Here is a 22407-nt window from a genome sequence, read left to right on the forward strand (position 1 = left end):
TCACCGACGGGAGAGACTCGATGGAACTGCTGCGCGACAACCTCGGTGACGCCGCTGCCTACAGCCTCGTCGGCGTTGCGCTGTTCGTGCTCGGCTTCCTCGCCCTCGACCTGGTGACCCCGGGCAGGTTGCGCAACCTGATCTGGCTCGAGCACAACCGCAATGCGGTGATGCTGGCGACCGCGCAGGTGATCGGATTGTCGATCGTCCTCGTCGCCGGCATCCGCGACTCGCTCATGCTCGAACTGTGGCGCGGCCTGCTCTACACCGTGGCCTACGTGGTCCTCGCGATCGCCGTGATGATGTGGTCGTTCGTGCTGATCGACTGGCTGACGCCGGGCAAGCTCGGCACCCTGCTCCTCGACGACGACGAGCACCCGGCCGGTTGGATCTGCGGGGCCGTCTTCATCGGGGTGGGCGCGGTCATCGGCGCCGCACTCCTCTTCTGACCGGCACACTCGCTATTGACGGTCAGACAATAAGCTCCTAGGGTCGTCAGCTATCGCACGACAGTGCTGTTGTCGACCAACCGAGGGGAACCACCATGGCCGCACCACTCATCGAAGAGTCCGTCCAGATCGACGCCACCGCCGACGACGTCTGGGCGGTGATCTCCGACCTCAAGCGCATGGGCGAGTGGAGCCCGCAGTGCAAGAAGATGATCATCCGGGGCGGGGCCATCGGGCTGGGCACGCGAACCGTCAACATCAACCGCCGCGGACCGCTGGTCTGGCCGACGACTGCGAAGATCGTGCGCTGGGCCCCGGGCAAGGAGCTCGCGTTCCGGGTCGCGGAGAACCGCACGGTGTGGAGCTACACCATCGAACCGACGGGCACCGGTGTCACCGGGGCGAGCGAAGCGACGGGGAATGTGACCGGGGCGAGCGAAGCGACGGGGAGTGTCACCGTGACCGAGAAGCGTGAGGTCGGCAACGGGACCACCAAGGTGTCGGCGTTCCTGGTGGACAAGGTGATGGGTGGCACCACCAACTTCGAGGCGGAACTGAAGCTGGGCATGGCCGAGACGCTGGACAAGATCAAGCGAGCCGCCGAGTCGGCGTCGACGCGGGCCGCTTGAGGCGTCGTCGCGCTACTTGTCGGCCAGCTTCTGCATCAGATCGGGCAGATCCGCGAGGGAGTCGATGATGTGGTCGGGAACCGGCCCGAACTCGTCGCGCTGCAGGTCCCGTAGTGCGTCCTCGCGGAACTTCCCGGTGCGGACCAGCACCCCGGTCAGGGCGGCGGCCTGCGCGCCGAGGACGTCGTTGTGCATGTCGTCGCCCACCATCACCACCTGGGTGGGCTCGACCTGCATCAGGTCGACGGCGTGCCGGAAACCGAGCGGCGACGGCTTGCCGATCGCGCGGATCTTGCGGCCGGCCGCCTTCTCGAGACCTTCGAGGTAGACGCCGGTGTCGATGCTCAATCCCTGCGCGGTGGACCACGTCATCGACCGGTGCATCGCGATCACCGGGACACCGGCGACCATGAGCTCGAGCACCTGCGACAGCGCGCGGTGATCGAAGACGGGACCGGCGCCGCCGAGCACCACTACCTGCGCGCGAGACGGGTCGTCGGTGAGTTCCACACCCGTCATGTCCTCGGCGATCGGCCCCTCGTTGAGGACCCACACCCGCTTGCCGGGATGGTTCGCACTCAGATACTCGGCGGTCAGCTTGGCCGCGGTGAGGATCTCGTCGGGGGCGACGTCGAAGCCGCAGTCGTTGAGCGCAGCGGCGATCTCGCCGCGTGACCGCGACGTCGTGTTCGTCAGGAACATCCGCGGATAGCCCTGCTCCTCGAGCGCGGCGACCGCATCCACTGCTCCCGGCAGCGCCTTCCACGAGGTGACCATCACCCCGTCGATGTCGAGCAGCAACCCCAAAGCCATGCAGCAAAATCTAGTCCCGTCGGTGCCACCCTGCACGGTCGGCAGGGCCGGATGGCATGCTGAGCGCATGCGATCGGTGTCGGATCACCAAGCTGTTGTCGCCGCGCTGTTCGACGGTCCCACCGCGGAACGCGTGCGCGTGGTCGATGCCCTCGGGCGCGTGACGACCGACGAGATCACCGCGGCCATCGGACTACCCGGCTTCGACAACTCGGCAATGGACGGTTACGCCGTACGCGCGGCCGAAATCGCTTCGGCCACCGAGGAATCCCCCGTCCGGCTGCCCGTGGCCGAGGACATCCCGGCCGGCCGGACCGAACGCCTGACCCTGGCGCCGGGCACCGCGCACCGGATCATGACCGGCGCGCCGATGCCCGACGGCGCGGACGCGGTGATCCCGGTGGAGGCCACCGACGGTGCCGGAACGGGTCCTATCGGGCCCGGGGCCCAGGTCGTCGCAATCCGGTCGTCGGTGCCGGTGGGCCGCCACATCCGGGCCGCAGGCTCCGACATCGAGGCCGGCGAGCCCGCGATGCCGGCCCACACCCGGCTGGGTGCGCCGCAGCTGGGACTCCTCGCGGCTCTCGGCATCACCGAGGTCTCCGTCACGCGCCGCCTGCGCGTCGTGGTGCTGTCGACCGGCTCGGAACTGGTCAGTCCCGGAGAACCGTTGCAGCACGGGCAGATCTACGAATCCAATGGACCGATGCTCACCGCCGCGGCCACCGAGGCCGGCGCCGACGCGACACATCTGCATTTCGTCGCCGACGATGTCGCCACCTTCCGTGCGCGACTCGACGAGATCAGTGGCGACGCCGACCTCATCATCACGTCCGGGGGCGTCAGCGCCGGGGCCTTCGAGGTGGTCAAGGAGGCGCTGACGAGTACCGGCGACATCGAGTTCGTGAAGGTGGCGATGCAACCGGGCATGCCACAGGGCGGTGGCCACTATCCCGGACCCGCCGGCCGACGCGTGCCGATCATCACCCTGCCGGGCAACCCGGTCAGCTCGCTGGTGTCGTTCGAGGTGTTCATCCGGCCCCCACTGCGCGCCGCGATGGGGCTGCCCGCCGACCGCGATCGGGTGACCGCACGGCTCAGCTCCGACATCCGCTCACCACGCGGTAAACGTCAGTTCCTGCGCGGTGTGCTGCGGCGCGAGGACGGTCTCGTCGTCGACCCGATCGGCCCGCCCGCATCGCATCATCTGCGGTTCCTCGCCCGCGCCGACGCCCTGATCGACGTACCCGCGATCGCCGACGAGATGGCCGCGGGGTCGTCGGTCGACGTCATCGTCCTGTGACGCAAGCTGTGACGCGGGTCGCCCGATCACGATGAGCCCGAGGACGTCGTCGAGCACGCTCTAAGCTGGAACGGACATCCGGGTCGGCCGGACATTCTTCGCAACAGGAGGTTGATGGTGGCCAGGCGCCCGCGTCCCGACGGATCGCGCAGCGGAGCGGGTCATCTCGTCGACCTGGCCCGCGAGACCATCCCCCCGGTGCACAAGGCCGGCCTCCCGTTCGTCGCCGCTCCGGCCGCCGTCGCCATCCTGGGTCGGCACCACCCGTGGATAGCGCGCCCCGCAGCGTTGACGGCCGGCGCCTGCGCGGCCTTCTTCCGACATCCCAAGCGCGTGCCCCCGACCGCAGCCGGTGCGGTCGTGGCCCCGGCCGACGGGACCATCTCCCTCGTCGACGAGGCGGTCCCACCCGTCGAGGCCGAACTCGGTGACGCACCGCTGCCCCGGGTATCGACCTTCCTGTCCATCTTCGACGTGCACGTCCAGCGCGTACCCATCGCCGGTCGGGTGACCGCGGTGACCCACACGGCCGGGTCGTTCGTGTCGGCCGACCTGCCCGAGGCGAGTTCGGTCAACGAGCGCACGACGATGGTGCTGAACTGCCCGGTCGGCGCGGACACCCACGATGTCGCCGTCGTGCAGATCGCCGGTCTGTTGGCACGGCGGATCGTCTGCGAACCCACCGTCGGGGACGACCTCACCACCGGCGACACGTACGGACTGATCCGATTCGGGTCCCGCGTCGACGTCTATCTGCCTGCCGGGACGGTCCCGCAGGTGCGGGTCGGCCAGCGTGCGGTCGGCGCCGAAACCGTCTTCGCGACCCTCACCTGAACCGATGCCCACCGCCCGTAAACCCGAGCGCTCGACCTCGTACCGGACGCCCACCACCCGCGCGTCGCGGCGCGGCCGGAGCTCTGCCGGCTCGTCGAATGCCGCCGCCAAGAACGCCACCCGCGAAGGGGCGCGCTTTCCGAAGCAGGCCGCGGCGGGCCGGCTGTTCGTCCCGTCGGCGCTGACCATCCTGGCCATCTGCGCGGGCCTCACCGCCATCCGCGTCTCCTCGACCGGTGACATCAACGCGGCGATGGGCCTGGTGGTGGCCGCTGCGCTGCTCGACGGCATCGACGGCCGCGTGGCCCGCATGATGGGGGCGACGACCCGCATCGGCGCCGAGATCGACTCACTTGCCGACGCCATCAATTTCGGCGTCGTCCCCGCCCTCATCGTCTACCTGCACCTGATGTCGGGCCAGGACATCGGCTGGGTCCTCACGCTGGTCTACTGCTGCGCGATCGTGCTGCGGCTGGCGCGGTTCAACACCCTCCTCGACGATGACGAGGCGCCCGGTTACACCCGGGACTTCTTCGTCGGTGTGCCCGCGCCCGCGGCCGCGATCATCGCGCTGCTGCCGATCGGTCTGTCACAGCAGTTCGGGTCGGGCTGGTGGACGTCGCTGCCGGTCGTCGGCGGGTGGCTGGTCTTCGTCGCACTGCTCGCGGTCAGTCGCGTACCGACCGCGTCGCTCAAGACGGCATCGGTACCGCCGCGCGCTCTGGCCGGCCTGCTCATCGTGGTCGCCATCGGCGCCGCACTGCTGCTCACCTTCCCGTATGTGCTGATGATGATCGCGATCGGCGGATATCTGCTGCACATCCCGTTCGCGTGGCGCAACAAGCGCTGGGTGGCATCCCGGCCGGAGCACTGGGAGGACCATCCGTCCGAGCGTCGCGCCCTGCGCCGGGCGATCGCCCGCGACCAGCCGCGGGGCCGTCGACGGATCATCCCCGGCAAATCGCAGGCGCGGCTCGGACTCCGACGTCCCACCGGCGTCCCCGCCCCGGCCATCCCGGAGACCGCAGCCGCCGAACCGTCCCCCGAGCCGCCGATCGAACCGACCGAGGAGACCCGCGGATGACCGGTCCCGTCCAGCTGACCCTGACCGCTCGGGTGAACCCGTCCGCGTCGGACGCGCGCCGCGGGATCATCCGGGTGCACGCCGAGGTCCTCGCCGCTCTCGGCCTACGGGAATGGGACGCCGTATCCATCACCGGCGCACGGCAGACCGCGGCCGTGGTCGCCGAGGCGGGCGGCGAGACACCCACCGGAACCGCCCTGCTCGACGACATCACGTTCTCCAACGCGGGCGTCCGCGAGAACGCCTCGGTCGTGCTGGCCCCGGCCACGGTGCACGGTGCAGGCCGCATCACGGTCTCCGGATCGGCCCTGGCCACGAGTTCGGTCGACGAGACAACGCTGCGCCGGGCACTGCTCGGCAAGGTCGTCTCCGTCGGGGACGCGGTCTCGCTGCTGCCGCGCGACCTCGGACCGGAGTTGACCGCGGGCGCCGCGACCCGCGCGCTGGCGCTGTCGGTCGGGATCACGTGGACCAACGAGCTGTTGACGGTCACCGCCGTCGAGCCGGCCGGACCGGTCAGCGTGCAGACCAACACCGCGGTGCTGTGGGCCGGCCAGGACGGTCGCGGCGTCGCGCCGCGCTCGTCGACGTCGCTTCCCTCGACGAATCTGCCGCCCACCATCGCCATGGGTTTTGCCGCGTCGGCGCCACCCACCCGGACGTCGGCGAACGGTCCCGCGGTCTCTGACACCCCGGGAGTGACGACCGGCGAATCGACCTCCGCCGGCGCCGTCCGCCCGGTCTCGACCCTGGTGGGCGTCGATTCCCAGGTGGCGAAGCTGACGGAATGGCTCTCGATCACGCTCGACGAGCCGGAGGTGCTGCGCACGCTGGGCGCTGCGCCTCGACTGGGTGTCCTGATCACCGGGCCGGCCGGGGTGGGCAAGGCGACGGTGGCGCGTTCGGTGTGCGCCGAGCGCCCGCTGACCACGATCGACGGGCCGACCGTCGGCGCGCTCGAGGCGGGCGCGCGCCTCGCCGCGGTGACGTCGGCGATATCCGGGCTCCGCGGCAGCGGGGGTGTCCTGTTGATCACCGACGTCGACGCCCTGCTGCCGGCACCCCGCGAATCCGCTCCGGCGGAACCGGTTTCCACGCTGATCCTCGATGAGCTGCGCACCGCGATCGCCGACGCCGGGAGCGGAGCGAGCGGGGCGGCCGCGCACGGCACCATCGCGCTGATCGCGACGACGGCCGAACCGGTCCGCCTCGACAGCCGGCTGCGCGATCCCTCGCTCTGCGATCGGGAACTCATCATCGGCCTGCCGGACTCGGCCACCCGCGCCCGACTCCTCGGGGTCATCCTCACCGACGTCCCCACGCACGGCCACCTCGATCTGGATGTGATCGCCTCGCGCACACCGGGTTTCGTCGCCGGCGACCTGGCCGCGCTGACCCGTGAGGCGGCGTTGCGGGCCGCGGCGCGGGTGAGCTCGGACAAGTCCGAACCCGCGCTGCGGACCGAGGACCTGATCGGCGCACTCGATGTGATCCGTCCGGTGTCACGGATGGACTCGCCGGAGGTGGCACTGGGTTCGATCACTCTCGACGAGGTCGGGGACATGGTGGAGACCAAGCAGGCGCTGACCGAGGCGGTGTTGTGGCCACTGCAACATCCGGATACGTTCACCCGCCTCGGTGTGGAACCGCCGCGCGGTGTGTTGCTGTTCGGTCCCCCCGGCTGCGGCAAGACGTTCGTGGTGCGAGCCCTCGCTGCGTCCGGCCGACTCTCGGTGCATACGGTCAAGGGCGCCGAGCTGATGGACAAGTGGGTGGGATCGTCGGAGAAGGCGGTCCGCGACCTGTTCGCCCGCGCCCGCGAGTCCGCGCCGTCGCTGATCTTCCTCGACGAGATCGACGCGCTCGCGCCGCGCCGGGGTCAGTCCAGCGACTCGGGTGTCGGCGACCGGGTGGTCGCCGCACTGCTCACCGAGCTGGACGGCGTCGAGCCGCTGCAGGACGTCGTGGTGCTGGGGGCGACCAATCGACCCGATCTGATCGACCCCGCTCTCCTGCGTCCGGGCCGTCTCGAACGACTGGTCTTCGTGCCGCCACCGGATGCGGACGCGCGCGCCGACATCCTGCGCGCCTCTGGCCGCAAGGTCCCGCTCGCCGACGGCGTGGATCTACAGGCGCTCGCCGACGATCTCGACGGCTACTCGGCCGCGGATTGTTCGGCGCTCCTGCGTGAGGCGGCGCTGTCGGCGATGCGGCGCGACATCGATGCGGCCACCGTGGGCCCGGACGACGTCGCCGAGGCCCGCGACCGTGTCCGACCGTCACTGGATCCGGCACAGGTGGAGAACCTGCGCGCATTCGCGGAACGTCGGGTGCTGTAGCGCCTACCGGGCCAGACCGCGAACCACCGCCTCGGCCACCGGCGAGAGCTCGGCGCCCTCGAGGTCGAGTTCGCCAACCGGTTCCAGCGGCGGTTGCGCCATGAACCGCGGCACCCGACCGCGATGCCCCTGCGCGGAGTGGACGAGGAAGGGATGACAGAGGTAGACGTCGCCGATGTTCCCGGTCGCAGCGACGACCGGCAGGTGTTCGGTTGCCGGCACGACGTCCATGCAGACATCCATCCATGCCCGGCCGTCCGGCCCCGCGTCCGACAGGTACGGCGGCACCGACAGATGCGAGCCGACCCGAATCAATGTCGGAGCATCATCGACGCCGACGTCGGAATACAGAAACAGCATGAGCAGCGACCGACCGCGTGACCGCAGGCTCAGGCGGAGGCCGCCGTCGCTGCCGGCGAACGACGCCTCCACATGCCAGCCCGCCGCTTCGGCGGGCTGATCGCTCGGGAACCGCAACGGGAAAGTCCCCATCCCCAGCCGGGGACGCCATCGACCTCGGCCGACGAGCCGGTCGAAAGCGGCATGAAGGTCGTCTGTGGTGGCCGACGCGGTGAAGGGCGGCGTGCTCATCGCGCTCACCCAGATCAGCGACTGCGTCCACGACGATGGATCGTCGGCGCTCAGCCCGATTTCCTTCCACAGTTCTGCCTGACAGTGTTCACCGACTTCGCGGTCGAAGGCGTCCTCGATCTTGAGGAACCCGTCGGTGATGAAGCGTTCCACCGCTGCATCTGGGAGCGCAGGCGTCATCGTCCGATCGTCCCGTCGGCCCCGCGCAGCGGCAAGCGATTTTCCCGCGCACCGTACTCCCATCTCGCCGGGAAGACCGTTCGTCCCGGACGCCGTCAGTGCGTTGCGCCCATCTCGATGAGCAGGACGCCGCCGACGATGAGGACGATCCCGAAACCCATGAGCCAGGTGAGTGGTTCGGCGAAGAGGAGCCTGCTGAGGATCGCCGTCAGTGCGACGCCGGCGGCCGCCCAGATCCCGTAGGCGACGCCGAGGGGCATGCCGTGGTCGAGGCTGAGGATCAACATGGTGAAAGCCACGACATAGCCGATGGCCACGGCGGCGTACCAGGCTTTCCGTCCGCCCGAGGCCACCCGCAGCGACAGTGTGCCGGCGACTTCGAAGGCGATCGCGCCGACCAGGTACAACCAGGCCATCAGGCCGCCGACTCCTTCTGGCGGGCAGGCATCGCGTCAGCGTGTGCCTTCTGCGCGCCGAGTTCGACGCACAGCACCCCTCCGATGACCAGCACGATCCCGACACCCATGAGGGCCGTCAGCGGCTCGTCGAAGAGAATCATCGACATGATCGCGGTGAGCGCCACGCCCGACGCACCCCAGATCCCGTAGGCGACACCGAGCGGCATCTGCGCCTTGAGGACGAGCGTGAGGCAGACGAACGAACCGAGGTAGCCGACCACGATCAACGCGTACAGCGCCGGGTGATGCAATGCGCCCTTCATCGACAAGGTCGCGGTCACCTCGAGCACGATCGCGCCGACGAGGAACAGCCAGGCTCGGCCGGCCTGTGTCCTCACTCGTGGACCTGCGCGAGTCGAATCGCCATGTGCTCACGCTACCGATGCGCGCGGCCCGAATGCACAGATGGAGTGGGACGTATCGGCATCCGACACGTCCCACTCCATCTCGCGCGGTCAGGACGTCGTCGAACCCTGGGTCGGCGCGGTCTGGGTCGGCGCGGTCTGGGTCGGCGCGGTCTGGCCCTGCTGGCCACCCGGCATCTGACCCATACCGCCCTGCGCACCACCCGGCACCTGACCCATACCGCCGCCCTGCCCCGGCTGGCCGGACCCGCCGGGCATCTGGCCCATACCGCCACCCATGCCACCGCCGGACATGCCACCGCCGGGCATGTTCATCCCCGGGCCCTGATTCGACGACGACGAGCCGCCGGCGACGTAGCCGGCACCGAAGCCGAGCAGCCCGAAGACCACGGCGATACCGATGCCGCCGGCGATGACGGCGTTGCGCACCTTGTCGCTGACGGGCTTGTCACCGACGTCAGGCGCGCCGGACCGAGGATGAACCGGGCCGTCCGGGGTCTGCTCGTTCGGGGCGATGGTCGCCCCCTGAGGTGTGGACATCGATGTCACTCGCTTTCTGTTGACGCTCTCCAGGAAGGAAAAGTGACATCCACAGTGCTGGCGAGGACTGCCCGCGAACTGCCGCGGGGCTGTCAGTTCTCTGTGAGATCGGACGAGCCCGACATCGGGAACCGCGAGATCAGGCGATCAACCGACGCTGACCTGATAGAACACCGACGACCCGCCCCCGGCCGCGCCTGCCGTGGTACCGACCTGCACCCAGTACGTGGTGCCGCCCTTGTCGGCCGACAGCACCACGACACGCTGCCCGCCGTCGGAGCTGCGCTGCGACTCGGTGAACCCGGCATCGGTGAGCGTCGTCACGGCAGCGTCCAGGACGTTGCCGACATCCGGGGACCCCTGCACGGTCACCGACCATCCGTCGGCGCGGCTGCCGTCGGCGGTCAGGACGGTTCCCTCGACCAACGGGACCTGCTGAGTGGGAAAGTCTTCCGGCAACTGTGTGCCGGTCGTGGCGTCGTCCTCACCACCTCCGCACGCCGCGAGCAACGCGACGCCGGCGACCATGACGACGAACAGCGACACCAGCCTGGCGAACCGGATCATGAACGCAACGGTAAAGTAGACAACGCGGGCCCGGCCTCGTGACACTCCGCCCAGGAGACTTCCGGCCCGTGACACCCCGCCCGAAACGAAAGACGGTGTGCCCACTTGATCTCCGTGCTGGCTGCGCTCGCGCTCTGCGCGCTGCTCGCGCCACCGGTGATCCGCTGGCTCGGTACGCGCGGCTTCTACGTCCTGGCGCTCGCGCCCGCGGGCGCTCTGGTGTGGGTCATCGTCAACTGGCCCCAGGACGGACAGCCCCCGCTGGTCGAGACCGTCGAGTGGGTACCGGTCCTGCAGATGGACATCGTCACCAGGTTCGACACGCTGAGCGCCATCATGTCCGTGCTCATCCTCGGCGTCGGATCACTCGTGCTCTGCTATTGCGCTCACTACTTCGACGACGCCCGGCCGCGGGTCGCGGTGTTCGGCGGCGAGATGATCGCCTTCGCGGCCGCCATGTTCGGCCTCGTGGTCAGCGACAACATGCTGGTCCTGTACGTGTTCTGGGAACTGACCACCGTGCTGTCGTTCATGCTCGTCGGCTTCTACGGTGTCCGCGCCACCGCGCGACGCGCGGCCACCCAGGCCCTGCTGGTCACCACCGCCGGCGGTCTGGCGATGCTGGTCGGCATCATCATGCTCGGCGAGCGGGCGGGCAGTTATCTGCTCTCCGACATCCTGGCCGCCCCGCCCGCGGGAGTGTACGTCGACGTCGCGATCGTGCTGCTGCTGATCGGTGCGCTGAGCAAGTCGGCCATCGTGCCGTTCCACTTCTGGCTGCCCGGCGCGATGGCCGCGCCCACCCCGGTCAGCGCCTATCTGCACGCGGCGGCGATGGTCAAGGCGGGCATCTACCTGATCGCGCGACTCGCTCCCGGCTTCTCGACGACACCGAGTTGGCATGTCGTCGTCGTGGTCCTCGGCACGGTCACCATGGTGCTGGGTGGCTGGCGCTCGCTGCGCGAGCTCGACCTCAAGCTGGTGCTGGCGTTCGGCACCGTCTCCCAGCTCGGCTTCATGGCGGTGCTGGTGGGGATCGGCGACGCCAACGTCGCGATGGCCGGCATCACGATGCTGGTCGCGCACGCGCTGTTCAAGGCATCGCTGTTCATGGTGGTCGGCATCATCGACCACTCGACCGGTACCCGTGACATCCGCAAACTCGCCCGGCTCGGGCACCGCCTGCCGGTATTGGCGCTGACCGCGGCAGTCGCCGGCGCCAGCATGGCGGGCCTGCCACTCACCATCGGCTTCGTCGGCAAGGAAACGGCCTTCGGGTCGGTCTGGGACACGGGCGCCTTCCCGACCTGGCAGGCCGAGACCATCGACATCGTGCTACTCGTCGGCTCGGTCATCACCTTCGCCTACACCTGCCGGTTCCTGTGGGGCGCGTTCGGGCGCAAGGTGCGCTCGACGCCGAGCCCCGCAGTCGCCAAGATCCATCCGCCGACGCCGATGTTCCTCGCGGCGCCGATCCTGCTCGCCGTCGCCGGTGTGGCCGCCGGCATCCTCAGCCCCCAGGTCGGCGACCTGTTCGAGCCGTACGCCGAGACGCTCCCGTCCTACGGTCACGAGCTCGAGCACCTGGCCATGTGGCATGGCTTCGGTCTGCCGGTGGTCTTCTCGATCATCGTCGTCGTCGCGGGCGCCGCCCTGTTCCTGCTCATCCGCCGACTGCGTGGCGCGTTGTTCCGGTACCGCCCGATCCTCAACGCCGACCGGATCTACGACGCCACCCTGCGCGGCGCGGACACCATCTCGCTGATGCTGACCCGCAACACCCAGCGCGGTTCACTGCCGATCACGCAGGGCGTCATCCTCTCCACCGCCATCGTCCTGCCGATCGCCGCCCTCGCCTGGGGCTCGCGTGATCGGCTCGAGGTCGGCGGCTTCGACTCCGCGGTGCAGGTGGTGATCGGCGGCATCATCGCGGTCGCCGCCCTGGCCGCCGTCACACTCCGCAACCGCCTCGCGGCCACGCTGGTCGTAGGGCTGACCGGCTACGGCTCGGGCATGCTGTTCGCGCTCTACGGCGCCCCCGACCTCGCCCTCACGCAGTTCCTGGTGGAGACGCTGACGCTGGTCATCTTCGTGCTGGTGCTGCGCAAACTGCCGGCCGAACCCGAACCGCGCCATGCCACCGGTTTCAAACCGCTGCGCGCTCTCATCGGCCTCGCGTTCGGCGCATCGCTCGTGCTGATCGGGCTCTTCGCCGCGGCCGCCCGCTCCGAACAGCCGCTGCACGTCGACATCCCCGAGGCCGCGTACAAGTTCGGGCACGGCGCGAACGCCGTCAACGTCCTGCTAGTCGACATCCGCGCCTGGGACACGCTCGGCGAGATCTCGGTGCTCATCGTCGCGGCGACCGGTGTCGCATCGATGGTGTTCCGCAACCGCCGGTTCGGGGCCGCGCCGCGGGTCGCGGACGCCGCGCGACTGCAGGCCGGGCTCAACGGCGACACCACCGACGATGACGACGATCCGATCCCGCCCGACCGCACCCGCTGGCTGCTGGGCAGCGACTTCCGCGACCCGCGCCACCGCTCGATGGTGCTGGAGGCGACAACCCGACTGATCTTCCCGACGATGGTGGTCCTCTCGGTCTACTTCTTCTACGCCGGCCACAACGCCCCCGGCGGTGGCTTCGCCGGCGGCCTCACCATGGGCCTCGCCCTGGTCCTGCGCTACCTCGCGGGCGGACGGTACGAACTCGGCGAGGCGCTGCCCATCGAACCCGGACGCATCCTCGGCGCCGGCCTGGCGATCTCGGCCGGGACCGCGGTGACGTCGCTGCTCCTCGGCGCCCCGGCGCTGTCGTCGGCGGTGTTCGAGGTCACCCTGCCGGTGCTCGGCGACGTCAAGATGGTGACCGCACTGTTCTTCGACCTCGGCATCTACCTGATCGTCGTCGGCCTCGTCCTCGACGTCCTGCGCAGCCTCGGCGCGCGCCTCGACGTCGAGTCCAGCGCCATCGACAACACGCCCGCACCGGTGCCCATTAATGCCGGGGCGAGCGAAGCGACGGGGAATAGACGCGGGGAGGTGCCACAGTGAGCATCAACCTCGGATTGCTGATCGTGATCGGCGTACTGGCCGCGTGCGGTGCGTACCTGCTGATGGAACGCAGCCTCATCCGGATGCTGTTCGGTCTCCTGCTGTGCGGCAACGCGATCAATCTGCTGATCATCGTGGTGTCCGGCGGCATGGGGAACCCGCCGATCCTCGGGCGGTCGTCGGAGAACCGCGCGGCCGACGCCGATCCGCTCGCGCAGGCGATGATCCTGACCGCCATCGTGATCACCATGGGCGTCGCGGCGTTCGTGTTGTCACTGGTCTATCGGCTGTTCGTGATCAACCGCGACGACGACGACCTCGAGGACGACACCGAGGACGTGAAGATCCTGTCCGGCTCGCTGGACACCGCACCGGACCGCGACCGCACCGACGACCCGGTCACCCTCGCGGACACCGCGGCGGGCGACCTCTACGACGACGAGGGCAACCCGATCACCCCTGAAGAGTTCGCCGCGCGTCACCTCGAGATCATCGAGACCGACCTCATGCCCGAAGATGCCGATGTCGTCGACGAGAACGTCGACGACGACACGGGGGCGAACCGATGATCCCGCAACCGTCGTGGGTCCCGGTGCTCATCACCCTGCCCACCCTGGTGCCCATCGTCGCGGCCGCCCTCACGTTGCTGCGTGGTCGCAGCCCGAGATTCCAGCGGGCGATCGCGGTGGGCGCGATCTCCATCGCGTTCGCCGCGTCGTGCATGCTGCTCTACCTCACCAACGAGTACGGCACCTTCGCGGTGAACATCGGCGGGTGGGGGGACAAGGGATACCCCAACGGACCGTTGGGCATCACCCTCGTCGTCGACCAGCTGGCCGCGCTGATGCTGGTGGTCTCCACCATCGTGTTGCTCTGCGTCGTCATGTACGCGGTCGGCCAGGGTATCCGCGACGGTACCGAGCAGCAGCCGGTGTCGATCTTCCTGCCGACCTATCTGATCCTGACCGCCGGCGTGTGCAACGCCTTCCTCGCGGGTGACCTGTTCAACCTGTACGTGTCGTTCGAGGTGCTGCTGGCCGCGAGCTTCGTGCTGCTCACCCTCGGCGCGAGTCCCGAGCGGGTGCGCGCAGGCGCCTCGTACGTGATGGTGTCGATGGTCTCGTCGCTGATCTTCCTGTCCGGCATCGCGTTCGCCTACGCGACCACCGGCACGCTGAATCTGGCGGAGATGGCCGCGCGCCTCGACCACGTCCCCGACGGCACCCGCAACGCGCTGTACGCGGTGCTGCTGGTGGCCTTCGGCATCAAGGCGGCGGTCTTCCCGCTGTCCACCTGGCTGCCCGACTCCTATCCGACCGCGCCCGCCCCGGTCACCGCGGTGTTCGCCGGTTTGCTGACCAAGGTCGGTGTGTACGCGATCATCCGCGCACACACCCTGCTGTTCCCGGGCGGCACGATGGACAACGTGCTGCTGATCGCCGGACTGCTCACCATGCTGATCGGCATCTTCGGTGCCATCGCCCAGTCCGACATCAAACGTCTGCTGTCGTTCACCCTGGTCAGCCACATCGGCTACATGGTCTTCGGGATCGCCCTGTCCTCGAAGTTCGGCTTGTCGGCTGCGATCTACTATGTCGCCCACCACATCCTGGTGCAGACCACACTGTTCCTCGTCGTCGGTCTGATCGAGCGGCAGGCCGGGTCGGCATCGTTGCGCCGGCTCGGTGGGCTGATCGCGAGTCCCGTGCTGGCCGCCCTGTTCCTGATCCCCGCATTGAATCTCGGTGGCATCCCACCGTTCTCCGGGTTCATCGGCAAGGTCGCGCTCCTCGAGGCCGGCACGCAGGACGGTTCGGTGCTGGCCTGGGTGCTGGTCGGCGGTTCGGTGGTGACCAGTCTCCTGACGCTCTACGTCATGGCACGCGTCTGGACCAAGGGATTCTGGCGTCCGCGCGCCGACGCCCCGGAGGGCGACCTCGCCGACAAGGGACCCTCGGCACTCATCGACGAGCGTGACGACATCGCCTTCGACGACCGCGAAGATGTCGGCCGGATGCCGTTCGGCATGGTGCTGCCCACCGCGATCATGGTGGCCGCCGGCCTCGTCCTGACGTTGTGGGCGGGACCGATCATCGGGTTCACCGACCGCGCGGCGACCGACATCACCGATCGCGGCATCTACATCGAAGCGGTCCTCGGAGGTGGTGACCGATGACCGATCGTTCCTCGACTCCGATGCGCGGACGCATCATCACCGCGTGGCGGGTCTCTCTGCTGTTCATCTTCTGGCACCTGGTCGGTGGTCTGGCGTGGCTGCGTCAACGGGTGCGCATCCCGCGGTGGCTGGGCAGCGACTCGCGTGAGGTCGCGGTCCGGCTGTGGAACCTGGCCTGGCTCACCTTCGTGTGGGTGTTGTTGTGGGGCACCATCTCCTGGGCCAACGTCCTCGGCGGGCTGGTCGTCGCGATCGCGATCGTGACTCTGCTGCCGTTGCCGCGGGTGCCGGTCGAGGGTCGCATCCACCCCGTCGTGCTGCTCGCGCTGGTCGGGCGGCTCATCGGCGACTTCTTCATCTCCAGCGCCCAGGTGGCGTGGGCCGCGATCCGTCCGGGCAAACCGCCGCTCGGCGCGGTCGTGCGCGTCCGGCTGGCGATCAAGTCCGACCTGGTCCTCACCCTCGCCGTGGACTACCTCAACCTGGTGCCCGGCACCATGGTGCTCGAAATCGACCACCGGCGGCGGATGCTCTACATCCACGTCTTCGACGTCCGCAGCGAGAAGCGGGTGAAGGCCTTCTACAAGCAGGTCGCATTCGTCGAGCGGAACTTCATCCGGGCGTTCGAGCGTGACAGCGAATGGCATCCGAGCCCGTATCACGGCATCGACGAGAACTACCAACGGGTCCGCCACACCGACTCTCCCGAGGCGGGTCGCCGATGACCTACGTCTGGCTGATCGTGAGCACCATGCTGCTGGTCGCGGCGGTGCTCACCACGGTCCGCGTGCTGCGCGGGCCCACCACCCTGGATCGTCTGGTCGCACTCGACACGGTCATCGCGCTGTGCATGTGCGGGCTGGCCGCATGGGCTGCCTTCAGCCGCGACTCCACGGTCGTCCCGGCGATCGTCGCGCTGTCGCTGGTGAGCTTCGTCGGGTCGATCGCGATCGCCCGATTCCGAGTGAGGGATGACGAAACATGATCGGCGACATCATCTCCTCGGTCTTCCTGATCCTCGGCGCGACGATGGCCCTGACCACCTCGATCGGCATGTTGCGCTTCCCGGACACGCTGAGCCGCATGCACGCGTCCACCAAACCGCAGACGTTCGGCCTCCTGCTGATGCTGGTGGGCGCGATCATCCGGCTCGGCGACAACGTCGACAACGGCATGCTGGTCCTCGCCGGGCTGTTCGCGCTGATGACCGCCCCGGTGATCGCCCATCGCATCGGTCGTCTCGTCTATCAGGAACAGCGCGCCCGCGACGGACTCATCGACCGCCAGGACATGGAGTCGGGCACCAGCGACTGATCGGGCTCGGGGGCCGGCTCACCGGCCGTCGAGTTCACCGACGACCGACGCCACCACCGCACGCATGTCGCCGGTCGTGCGGTACACGGCGCGCTGGCGCTGGTAGCTCGCCCCGGCGGAGACGATGTCGGCGACGCGACCGAGTTCGTCGACACAGTTCAGATCGCGAGCGATCGGTTCGAGGCGCACGAGGAGGTCGGCGAGGTCGTCGGTGACCAGCCGCTCACTGCAGTCCGCGTCGAGGATGACGATGGCGTCGAGACCGTATCGTGCTGCGCGCCATTTGTTCTCCTGCACCAGCCACGGTGCCATCTGCGGCAGGTCCTCGCCCGCCTCGAGCCGGCGATCGAGGTCGACGACGAGGCAATGGATCAGCGCGACCACCGCGGACAGTTCGGTGAGGTTCGTCATCCCGTCACAGACCCGCACCTCGATGGTGCCCAGGTGCGGTGACGGCCGGATGTCCCAACGGATCTCGTTGAGGTGATCGATGATCCCGGTGGTCTTCTGGTCCGTCACGAACGCCTCGAACTCGGGCCACGTGGCGAACTGGAACGGCAGGCCGGCGGTGGGCAACTGCTGGAACATCATCGCCCGGTTGCTCGCGTAGTTGGTGTCCTGCCCCGCCCACATCGGCGACGACGAGGACAGCGCCAGCAGATGCGGATAATAGTTCAGCAGCGACCCGAGGATCGGTAACACCTTGTCGCGGTGGCTGATCCCGACGTGGACATGTACGCCCCAGATCAGCATCTGCCGCCCCCACCACTGGGTGCGCTCGATCAGCTCGGCATACCGGTGCCCCTCGGTGAGCAACTGCGTCGACCATTCGGCGAACGGATGGGTACCCGCGCCGTAGAGGTCGATGCCGAGTTCATCGGTGAGACCGCGCACGGCGTCGAGGGTCGCCGACAGGTCCGCCATCGCCTCCGCGGTGTCCTGGCAGATCCCGGTGACGATCTCGACGGTGTTGCGCAGCAACTCCTTGTGCACCTTGCCGCGGCGGGCCGGGACGCGCTCGGACGCGAGCGCGAACAACGCGGCCGCCGAGTTCGACAGATCGCCGGACTGCTTGTCGGTGAGAGCGAACTCCCACTCGACCCCGAGCGTCGGGGTCGGCGAGCCGTTGAACTCGATCGGGGTGATCACGGCTGTCGATCAGTGCGGGCAGCCGCCCGCGGGCGGCCGCCCGATGATCCCGGCCAGGTCACTCGTGGGCCTCGATCACCCCGCACGCGATCCGGTTGCCCGCATCCCCGGTCTTCATCGTCTGCTCGTCGGGGGCGGGCGCGTAGCGCGTCGGGATGTTGGCGAAGTTGTCGGCCTTCTCGTGGATGACGATGGCCTTGCCGACGATCTGCTCGAGGTTCACCGCGTCGGTGGTGGTGACGGTCTCGCCGGTGCCGTCCTTCAGGATGTTGATCGACACCAGGTCGCCGCTGGACGGATGGCTCGTGCGGCCGTCGACCTGCAGGTGGCTGCCGGCGCTGCTGAAGGCCTCGCTGCCGCCGGTCTGGCAGACGCCGTTCTGGTGGATGTGCATGCCGTGGAAGCCGGCAGGCAATCCGCTGGTCACGCGCACGGAGACCTTGACCGATGATCCGCTGGGCGCGAAGGTGGCCTCGCCCACCGTCTTTCCGCTGTCGTCGATGAGACTCGCGGTGGCGTTCTCCTTCGGCGCCTGGCCGATGCCGTCGGCGTCGTCGACCTCCCCGGGGGGAGCCTGGTTGCCGGTGACCACCGACGGCGTGGTGCCGGGGACGTTGGTCGGCGGCTCGTCGGGAGTGCATGCGGCCAGCGCCCCACCGACGATGCCCGCGGAGGCGAGCACGGCGAGCGTGCGGCGAACTCGAATCGAACCCGGGCGAGCGAAGCGACGGGGATTGTGGTTGACGGTCATGTCACTCCTTGTGATCTTCAACGGGCCGTATTCGGTCGGACTGCGGGGTGGGCACCACGGTCACTGCGTGACCACGATGACCGGGATGCCGTCGGAACACTGGGTGAACGACGACGGGCGAGGGTCGACGCTGGCATCGCCACCGAGCGCCTCGGCCACCTTGTCGGCCGCCGACTTCTGGCCGTCGTCGTAGAAGACGGTGTTCTCGGTGACCGACGACGTGGTGAGGTTGCCCGGTTCGGCGGTCTGGAAACCTTTGGCCTTCAGCGCGTCGGTGACGTCGCCGGCGAGGCCGCTGACCGAGCCGGCGTTGAAGACGCAGAGCTCAGGGGTGTCCGCGGACACCGACGGTGACGACGAGGCGGCACTGGTGGCGGTGCTCGTGGTGCTCACCTGGCTCTGCGCGGCCTTGAGGTCCTGCTCGGGATCGTCACCACTGGTCGCCGCGGAATGCCAGCCCAATCCGATGAAGACGATGGCCACCGCCAGCAGGAGCATGGCCCCGGCCCGCAACGGCAGACGACTCGGTTCGCGATCAGGATTCATCACCGAGAACCTTACTTCACAGCCGGCGCGGTGCCCGGCGAGGCCGACGGTGTCGTGAGCCCATCTACGGTCAGGTGATGTCGAAGCCGAGACGACGGGCGGCGCGGGCCTTCTGGCGGGACGCGCGGAGGCGCCGCAGTCGCTTGACCAGCATCGGATCGGCCGCCAGCGCCTCGGGACGATCGACGAGAGCGTTCAGCACCTGGTAGTAGCGGGTGGCCGACAGTCCGAAGAGCTCCTTGATGGCCTCTTCCTTGGCGCCGGCGTACTTCCACCACTGACGCTCGAAGGCGAGGATGTCGTGCTCACGGCGGGACAGACCGTCGGGTCCGACCTCATGCGGGTCGGCGACATTCGTCGAATCGGCGGCAGCATCTGCGGTGGTGGGGTCTGTGGGTCGGGGTTGATCGCCCTGCTTCTGGCTTCGCGCAGCTGCGCCGTCCATCTCGCTCCCTCAAGATCGCCTCGTGCACATCACATCGCGGGAAAGGGTCCCCCGACCAACCAGCCCGAACAACTCCATCGAACCGGATATTCAGGTCGCCGAACAAATCACAGCAATGTGGTTCGGAGATCATCTAACCACGATCCGGCAGCCGGTTCGTGGTGTGACTCGCCACGGGAGGACAAGTGGTGTGACACCGCTCGGTAATCTGTCCCGCATGGCAATTCTCCCGATCTGCATCGTCGGTGAACCCGTCCTGCACCATGCGACGGAACTGGTCGAGCTCGACGCGCAGCGCCGGCCCACGCCGGAACTCGTCACGCTCCTCGACGACATGTACGAGACCATGGATGCCGCCAACGGCGTTGGGCTGGCGGCCAACCAGGTCGGGATCAGCAAACGGATGTTCGTCTTCGACTGTCCGGAGGGGGAACGGTTCGAGGCGCGTCGGCGCCGCGGCGAGGTCATCAACCCGGTGCTGGAGACCTCCGAGATCCCGGAGACGATGCCGGACCCCGACGACAACGACGAAGGGTGTCTGTCGGTGCCGGGTGAGCAGTTCCCCACCGGCCGCGCCGACTGGGCACGCGTCACCGGACTCGACCGCAACGGCGAGGACGTCGTCATCGAGGGCACCGGATTCTTCGCCCGCATGCTGCAGCACGAGGTCGGCCACCTCGACGGTTTCCTGTACGTCGATGTGCTGATGGGTCGCAACGCACGGGCGGCGAAGAAGGCGATCAAGCGGCAGGGCTGGGGCGTACCCGGGCTGACCTGGCTGCCGGGCGAGGTCGAGGACCCGTTCGGCCACGACGACGAGGACTGACGCGGACACCGTGGACGACCCACCCGCGTCCGGCCGGATCCCCTTCGTGGGTGATCGGATCGTGGTGCGCTATCGACTCGGCTCGGCGACCCCTGCGGACTGGCGGGGCGACCCGGCGGCCGCGCTCTCCGACGTCACGGGAGTGCTGCGCGACGACGGCGACCCGCTTGTCGTGGAGCGTGACGGCGCACGCGAATCCATTCCGCGCTCCGCGGTGACCTCGATCCGGCTGTTGTCCCGGGTGACCGTGCGCAACTCGGAGATCCGGGCCGTCGAGGCGGCGGCCGCGGCCGCCTGGCCCGGTGTCGAATCGGCGATGGTGTCGGGCTGGCTGCTACGCGCCGGCGGCGGTTTCACCCGGCGTGCCAACTCGGCCGTCCCGCTGGAGTTCGGCGCGGACACCGACGGCACCGCGATCGCCGCGATGCGCGGGTGGTACGCGGCCCGTGGTCTGCCGACGATGATCGCGCTGCCCGAACGACTCATCCCGGCCGGCCACATCTCCGGCCGTCCGGCGAGTGGCGAGGTCCAGATGCTGGTCCGCGACGTCGACGGCTTCCTCGTCGACGCGGCACAGGTGTCGGTCCAGCTCACCGACACACCGACCACCGCGTGGCTCCACGCCTACCGCGGCCCCGACGTCGACGTCGAGGTGGCCGCCGCGGTGGTCGCCGGATCGCAGGGCCCGGTCACCCTGGCGTCGATCGACGAGTCCGGGGACCCCGTCTCCATCGGTCGCGCGACGGTTACCGAATCCCCCGACGGCACCCGATGGCTCGGACTCACCGCCCTGTGGACCTCCCCCACCCGCAGACGCGAACGGCTCGCCGGCGCGATCATGGGCAGGCTCGTCGACTGGGGTGCCGAGCACGGCGCACAGCGCATCTACGTGCAGGTCGAGGCGGACAACCGACTCGCCGGGAACTGGTATCGCGGGCTCGGTTTCGGCCTGCATCACACGTACCGGTACGTCGAGATCTGAGGTTCTCGTAGGGTAGGCGCGTGGCGGCGAGCACAGCGGGCGACAAGCGACGGCAGGCGATCCTGTCGGTCGCCGCGCTGGTGGTCATCGCCGTCGTCGTGGCCCTCACGTGGGTCATCAACAACAGCGGCGGCGACGGGGCCACCCCATCATCGGCGGCGACGGCGACCTCCTCCGCGCAGGCCGGCCGGGCGACGTCGTCCACTGCTCCCGTGCCCGACCACGTGCTGCGGACCCTGGCGCTGATCGATGCCGGCGACTGGCCGGAGGCCGCGAACGCTCCGGGGACCCGGGGCGGCACCGTGTTTCGCAACAACGAGGGCAACCTGCCGGCCACCGGCGCCGACGGGCGGCGCGCGACCTACCGGGAGTGGGACGTCAACCCCAAGGAGCCGGGCCGCGGTCGGGATGCCGAGCGGATCGTCACCGGTGGCGACGGCAGCGCGTGGTACACCGACGACCACTATCGGAGCTTCGTCCTGATCCGGGGGCCGACCTGATGAGCCGATCCGAACACAACCCGATCCCCTTGGGCGAGTTCATCTCCGCCGCGGGCCGGTTCGGACCGGTGGCGGGTGTGCTGGCCGGCACCCGGCTGCCCTGGGTGCCACAGCACCTCGCCGTGCGGTCCGTCGACGCCGATCGGATGGACACCGTCCCGGCGCTGCTCGACGAGTTCGCCCGCGCCTGGCACTTCCCCGGGCATTTCGGCCACAACAAGGATGCCTTCGACGACTGCATGCGCGACCTCGACGGCGACAGACCGGACCACGTCGCGGCGCCCACGGCTTATCTCACGATCATCGAGGACGCTCCCCGCCTGCTGCGCGGTGAGCCCGACGAACTGCGCTGGTTCGCCGATTCACTCGCCTTCTACCGCGATCACTACCGCGACGTCGCCGACCCCACGGCGGCCTTCGCGGTGGTGCTGCTGGCCCCACCCACGCTGCGCCGGCGCATCGAGTCCCGTTGGCACGATGCGGGTTCGCCGGTCGCCCTGATCGAGAGCTGA

Annotated in this window: 26 protein-coding genes; 16 read left to right on the forward strand and 10 right to left on the reverse strand. The window is 69.0% G+C overall.

Annotated features, from left to right (window positions below):
* Positions 1 to 20 precede the first annotated feature (20 nt).
* Together D7316_RS13740 and D7316_RS13745 are read left to right on the forward strand one after the other, a co-directional pair.
* Positions 21 to 449 carry a DUF350 domain-containing protein gene (locus tag D7316_RS13740; RefSeq protein ID WP_124708740.1) on the forward strand — a complete coding sequence of 143 codons (429 nt, stop codon included), beginning with the start codon at positions 21 to 23 and terminating at the stop codon, positions 447 to 449.
* A 95-nt stretch (positions 450 to 544) separates the two neighbouring features.
* On the forward strand, positions 545 to 1078 hold the full coding sequence (locus D7316_RS13745) for an SRPBCC family protein (RefSeq protein ID WP_124708741.1): 534 nt from the start codon (positions 545 to 547) through the stop codon (positions 1076 to 1078).
* A 12-nt stretch (positions 1079 to 1090) separates the two neighbouring features.
* Here D7316_RS13745 and D7316_RS13750 read toward each other — a convergent pair whose 3' ends face one another.
* The gene (locus tag D7316_RS13750) at positions 1091 to 1891 is read right to left on the reverse strand and encodes an HAD-IIA family hydrolase (RefSeq protein WP_124708742.1); all 801 of its coding nucleotides are present in this window, start codon (positions 1889 to 1891) and stop codon (positions 1091 to 1093) included.
* Positions 1892 to 1958: 67 nt separating this feature from the next.
* Here D7316_RS13750 and moeA point away from each other — a divergent pair, with 67 nt between their 5' ends.
* The 4 genes from moeA (at position 1959) to D7316_RS13770 (ending at position 7451) form a co-directional block, all read left to right on the forward strand.
* Positions 1959 to 3194: a molybdopterin molybdotransferase MoeA gene (gene moeA, locus D7316_RS13755; RefSeq protein WP_124708743.1), complete on the forward strand. Its 1236-nt coding sequence runs from the start codon at positions 1959 to 1961 to the stop codon at positions 3192 to 3194.
* Between the two features lie 117 nt (positions 3195 to 3311).
* Positions 3312 to 4028, forward strand: a complete 717-nt coding sequence (locus D7316_RS13760; RefSeq protein ID WP_124711333.1) for a phosphatidylserine decarboxylase — start codon at positions 3312 to 3314, stop codon at positions 4026 to 4028.
* Between the two features lie 4 nt (positions 4029 to 4032).
* Complete coding sequence (locus D7316_RS13765) at positions 4033 to 5112, forward strand: CDP-alcohol phosphatidyltransferase family protein (protein ID WP_124708744.1); 1080 nt, start codon at positions 4033 to 4035, stop codon at positions 5110 to 5112.
* Positions 5109 to 7451 (forward strand): AAA family ATPase, encoded by a 2343-nt coding sequence (locus D7316_RS13770; RefSeq protein WP_124708745.1) that lies wholly within the window; start codon positions 5109 to 5111, stop codon positions 7449 to 7451. The genes D7316_RS13765 and D7316_RS13770 overlap by 4 nt, the downstream gene beginning before the upstream one ends.
* A 3-nt stretch (positions 7452 to 7454) precedes the next feature.
* Here D7316_RS13770 and D7316_RS13775 read toward each other — a convergent pair whose 3' ends face one another.
* From D7316_RS13775 to D7316_RS13795, 5 genes are all read right to left on the reverse strand, one after another.
* Positions 7455 to 8222 (reverse strand): phytanoyl-CoA dioxygenase family protein, encoded by a 768-nt coding sequence (locus D7316_RS13775; protein ID WP_124708746.1) that lies wholly within the window; start codon positions 8220 to 8222, stop codon positions 7455 to 7457.
* 95 nt (positions 8223 to 8317) lie between these two features.
* Positions 8318 to 8638 carry a DMT family transporter gene (locus D7316_RS13780; protein WP_124708747.1) on the reverse strand — a complete coding sequence of 107 codons (321 nt, stop codon included), beginning with the start codon at positions 8636 to 8638 and terminating at the stop codon, positions 8318 to 8320.
* Complete coding sequence (locus tag D7316_RS13785; protein ID WP_124708748.1) at positions 8638 to 9018, reverse strand: DMT family transporter; 381 nt, start codon at positions 9016 to 9018, stop codon at positions 8638 to 8640. The genes D7316_RS13780 and D7316_RS13785 overlap by 1 nt, the downstream gene beginning before the upstream one ends.
* A 117-nt stretch (positions 9019 to 9135) precedes the next feature.
* Complete coding sequence (locus D7316_RS13790; protein ID WP_124708749.1) at positions 9136 to 9585, reverse strand: hypothetical protein; 450 nt, start codon at positions 9583 to 9585, stop codon at positions 9136 to 9138.
* 147 nt (positions 9586 to 9732) lie between these two features.
* Positions 9733 to 10152, reverse strand: coding sequence for a hypothetical protein (locus D7316_RS13795; RefSeq protein WP_124708750.1), 420 nt, complete (start codon positions 10150 to 10152; stop codon positions 9733 to 9735).
* Between the two features lie 105 nt (positions 10153 to 10257).
* Between D7316_RS13795 and D7316_RS13800 the strand changes: the two genes are divergently transcribed.
* From D7316_RS13800 to mnhG, 6 genes are read left to right on the forward strand one after another with little or no spacing between them, the layout of a single operon-like run.
* Complete coding sequence (locus tag D7316_RS13800; RefSeq protein WP_124708751.1) at positions 10258 to 13206, forward strand: Na+/H+ antiporter subunit A; 2949 nt, start codon at positions 10258 to 10260, stop codon at positions 13204 to 13206.
* On the forward strand, positions 13203 to 13775 hold the full coding sequence (locus tag D7316_RS13805) for a Na(+)/H(+) antiporter subunit C (RefSeq protein WP_124708752.1): 573 nt from the start codon (positions 13203 to 13205) through the stop codon (positions 13773 to 13775). Before D7316_RS13800 ends, D7316_RS13805 begins: the two co-directional genes overlap by 4 nt.
* Positions 13772 to 15382: a Na+/H+ antiporter subunit D gene (locus tag D7316_RS13810; protein WP_124708753.1), complete on the forward strand. Its 1611-nt coding sequence runs from the start codon at positions 13772 to 13774 to the stop codon at positions 15380 to 15382. The genes D7316_RS13805 and D7316_RS13810 overlap by 4 nt, the downstream gene beginning before the upstream one ends.
* Positions 15379 to 16107 carry a Na+/H+ antiporter subunit E gene (locus D7316_RS13815; protein WP_232016904.1) on the forward strand — a complete coding sequence of 243 codons (729 nt, stop codon included), beginning with the start codon at positions 15379 to 15381 and terminating at the stop codon, positions 16105 to 16107. The genes D7316_RS13810 and D7316_RS13815 overlap by 4 nt, the downstream gene beginning before the upstream one ends.
* Entirely contained in the window at positions 16104 to 16367 is a 264-nt protein-coding gene (locus D7316_RS13820) for a monovalent cation/H+ antiporter complex subunit F (RefSeq protein WP_124708754.1), read from the forward strand. Before D7316_RS13815 ends, D7316_RS13820 begins: the two co-directional genes overlap by 4 nt.
* Positions 16364 to 16696 carry a monovalent cation/H(+) antiporter subunit G gene (gene mnhG / locus D7316_RS13825; protein ID WP_124708755.1) on the forward strand — a complete coding sequence of 111 codons (333 nt, stop codon included), beginning with the start codon at positions 16364 to 16366 and terminating at the stop codon, positions 16694 to 16696. Before D7316_RS13820 ends, mnhG begins: the two co-directional genes overlap by 4 nt.
* A gap of 18 nt (positions 16697 to 16714) precedes the next feature.
* On the opposite strand, the gene D7316_RS13830 is transcribed toward mnhG, so the two are convergent.
* The 4 genes from D7316_RS13830 to D7316_RS13845 form a co-directional block, all read right to left on the reverse strand.
* Complete coding sequence (locus D7316_RS13830; RefSeq protein ID WP_124711335.1) at positions 16715 to 17842, reverse strand: glutamate--cysteine ligase; 1128 nt, start codon at positions 17840 to 17842, stop codon at positions 16715 to 16717.
* 61 nt (positions 17843 to 17903) lie between these two features.
* Entirely contained in the window at positions 17904 to 18596 is a 693-nt protein-coding gene (sodC, locus tag D7316_RS13835) for a superoxide dismutase[Cu-Zn] (RefSeq protein WP_124708756.1), read from the reverse strand.
* 60 nt (positions 18597 to 18656) lie between these two features.
* Positions 18657 to 19142 (reverse strand): LytR C-terminal domain-containing protein, encoded by a 486-nt coding sequence (locus D7316_RS13840; protein WP_124708757.1) that lies wholly within the window; start codon positions 19140 to 19142, stop codon positions 18657 to 18659.
* A 70-nt stretch (positions 19143 to 19212) separates the two neighbouring features.
* Positions 19213 to 19587, reverse strand: a complete 375-nt coding sequence (locus tag D7316_RS13845; protein ID WP_124708758.1) for a DUF3263 domain-containing protein — start codon at positions 19585 to 19587, stop codon at positions 19213 to 19215.
* Positions 19588 to 19804: 217 nt separating this feature from the next.
* Here D7316_RS13845 and D7316_RS13850 point away from each other — a divergent pair, with 217 nt between their 5' ends.
* From D7316_RS13850 to D7316_RS13865, 4 genes are read left to right on the forward strand one after another with little or no spacing between them, the layout of a single operon-like run.
* Positions 19805 to 20413 carry a peptide deformylase gene (locus D7316_RS13850; RefSeq protein ID WP_124708759.1) on the forward strand — a complete coding sequence of 203 codons (609 nt, stop codon included), beginning with the start codon at positions 19805 to 19807 and terminating at the stop codon, positions 20411 to 20413.
* Positions 20414 to 20423: 10 nt separating this feature from the next.
* Positions 20424 to 21395, forward strand: a complete 972-nt coding sequence (locus tag D7316_RS13855) for an N-acetylglutamate synthase, CG3035 family (protein ID WP_124708760.1) — start codon at positions 20424 to 20426, stop codon at positions 21393 to 21395.
* Positions 21396 to 21415: 20 nt separating this feature from the next.
* On the forward strand, positions 21416 to 21895 hold the full coding sequence (locus D7316_RS13860; RefSeq protein WP_232016905.1) for a ribonuclease domain-containing protein: 480 nt from the start codon (positions 21416 to 21418) through the stop codon (positions 21893 to 21895).
* Complete coding sequence (locus D7316_RS13865; RefSeq protein ID WP_124708761.1) at positions 21895 to 22407, forward strand: barstar family protein; 513 nt, start codon at positions 21895 to 21897, stop codon at positions 22405 to 22407. Before D7316_RS13860 ends, D7316_RS13865 begins: the two co-directional genes overlap by 1 nt.

This window comes from Gordonia insulae, assembly GCF_003855095.1.
In the GTDB taxonomy this organism is placed as follows: domain Bacteria; phylum Actinomycetota; class Actinomycetes; order Mycobacteriales; family Mycobacteriaceae; genus Gordonia; species Gordonia insulae.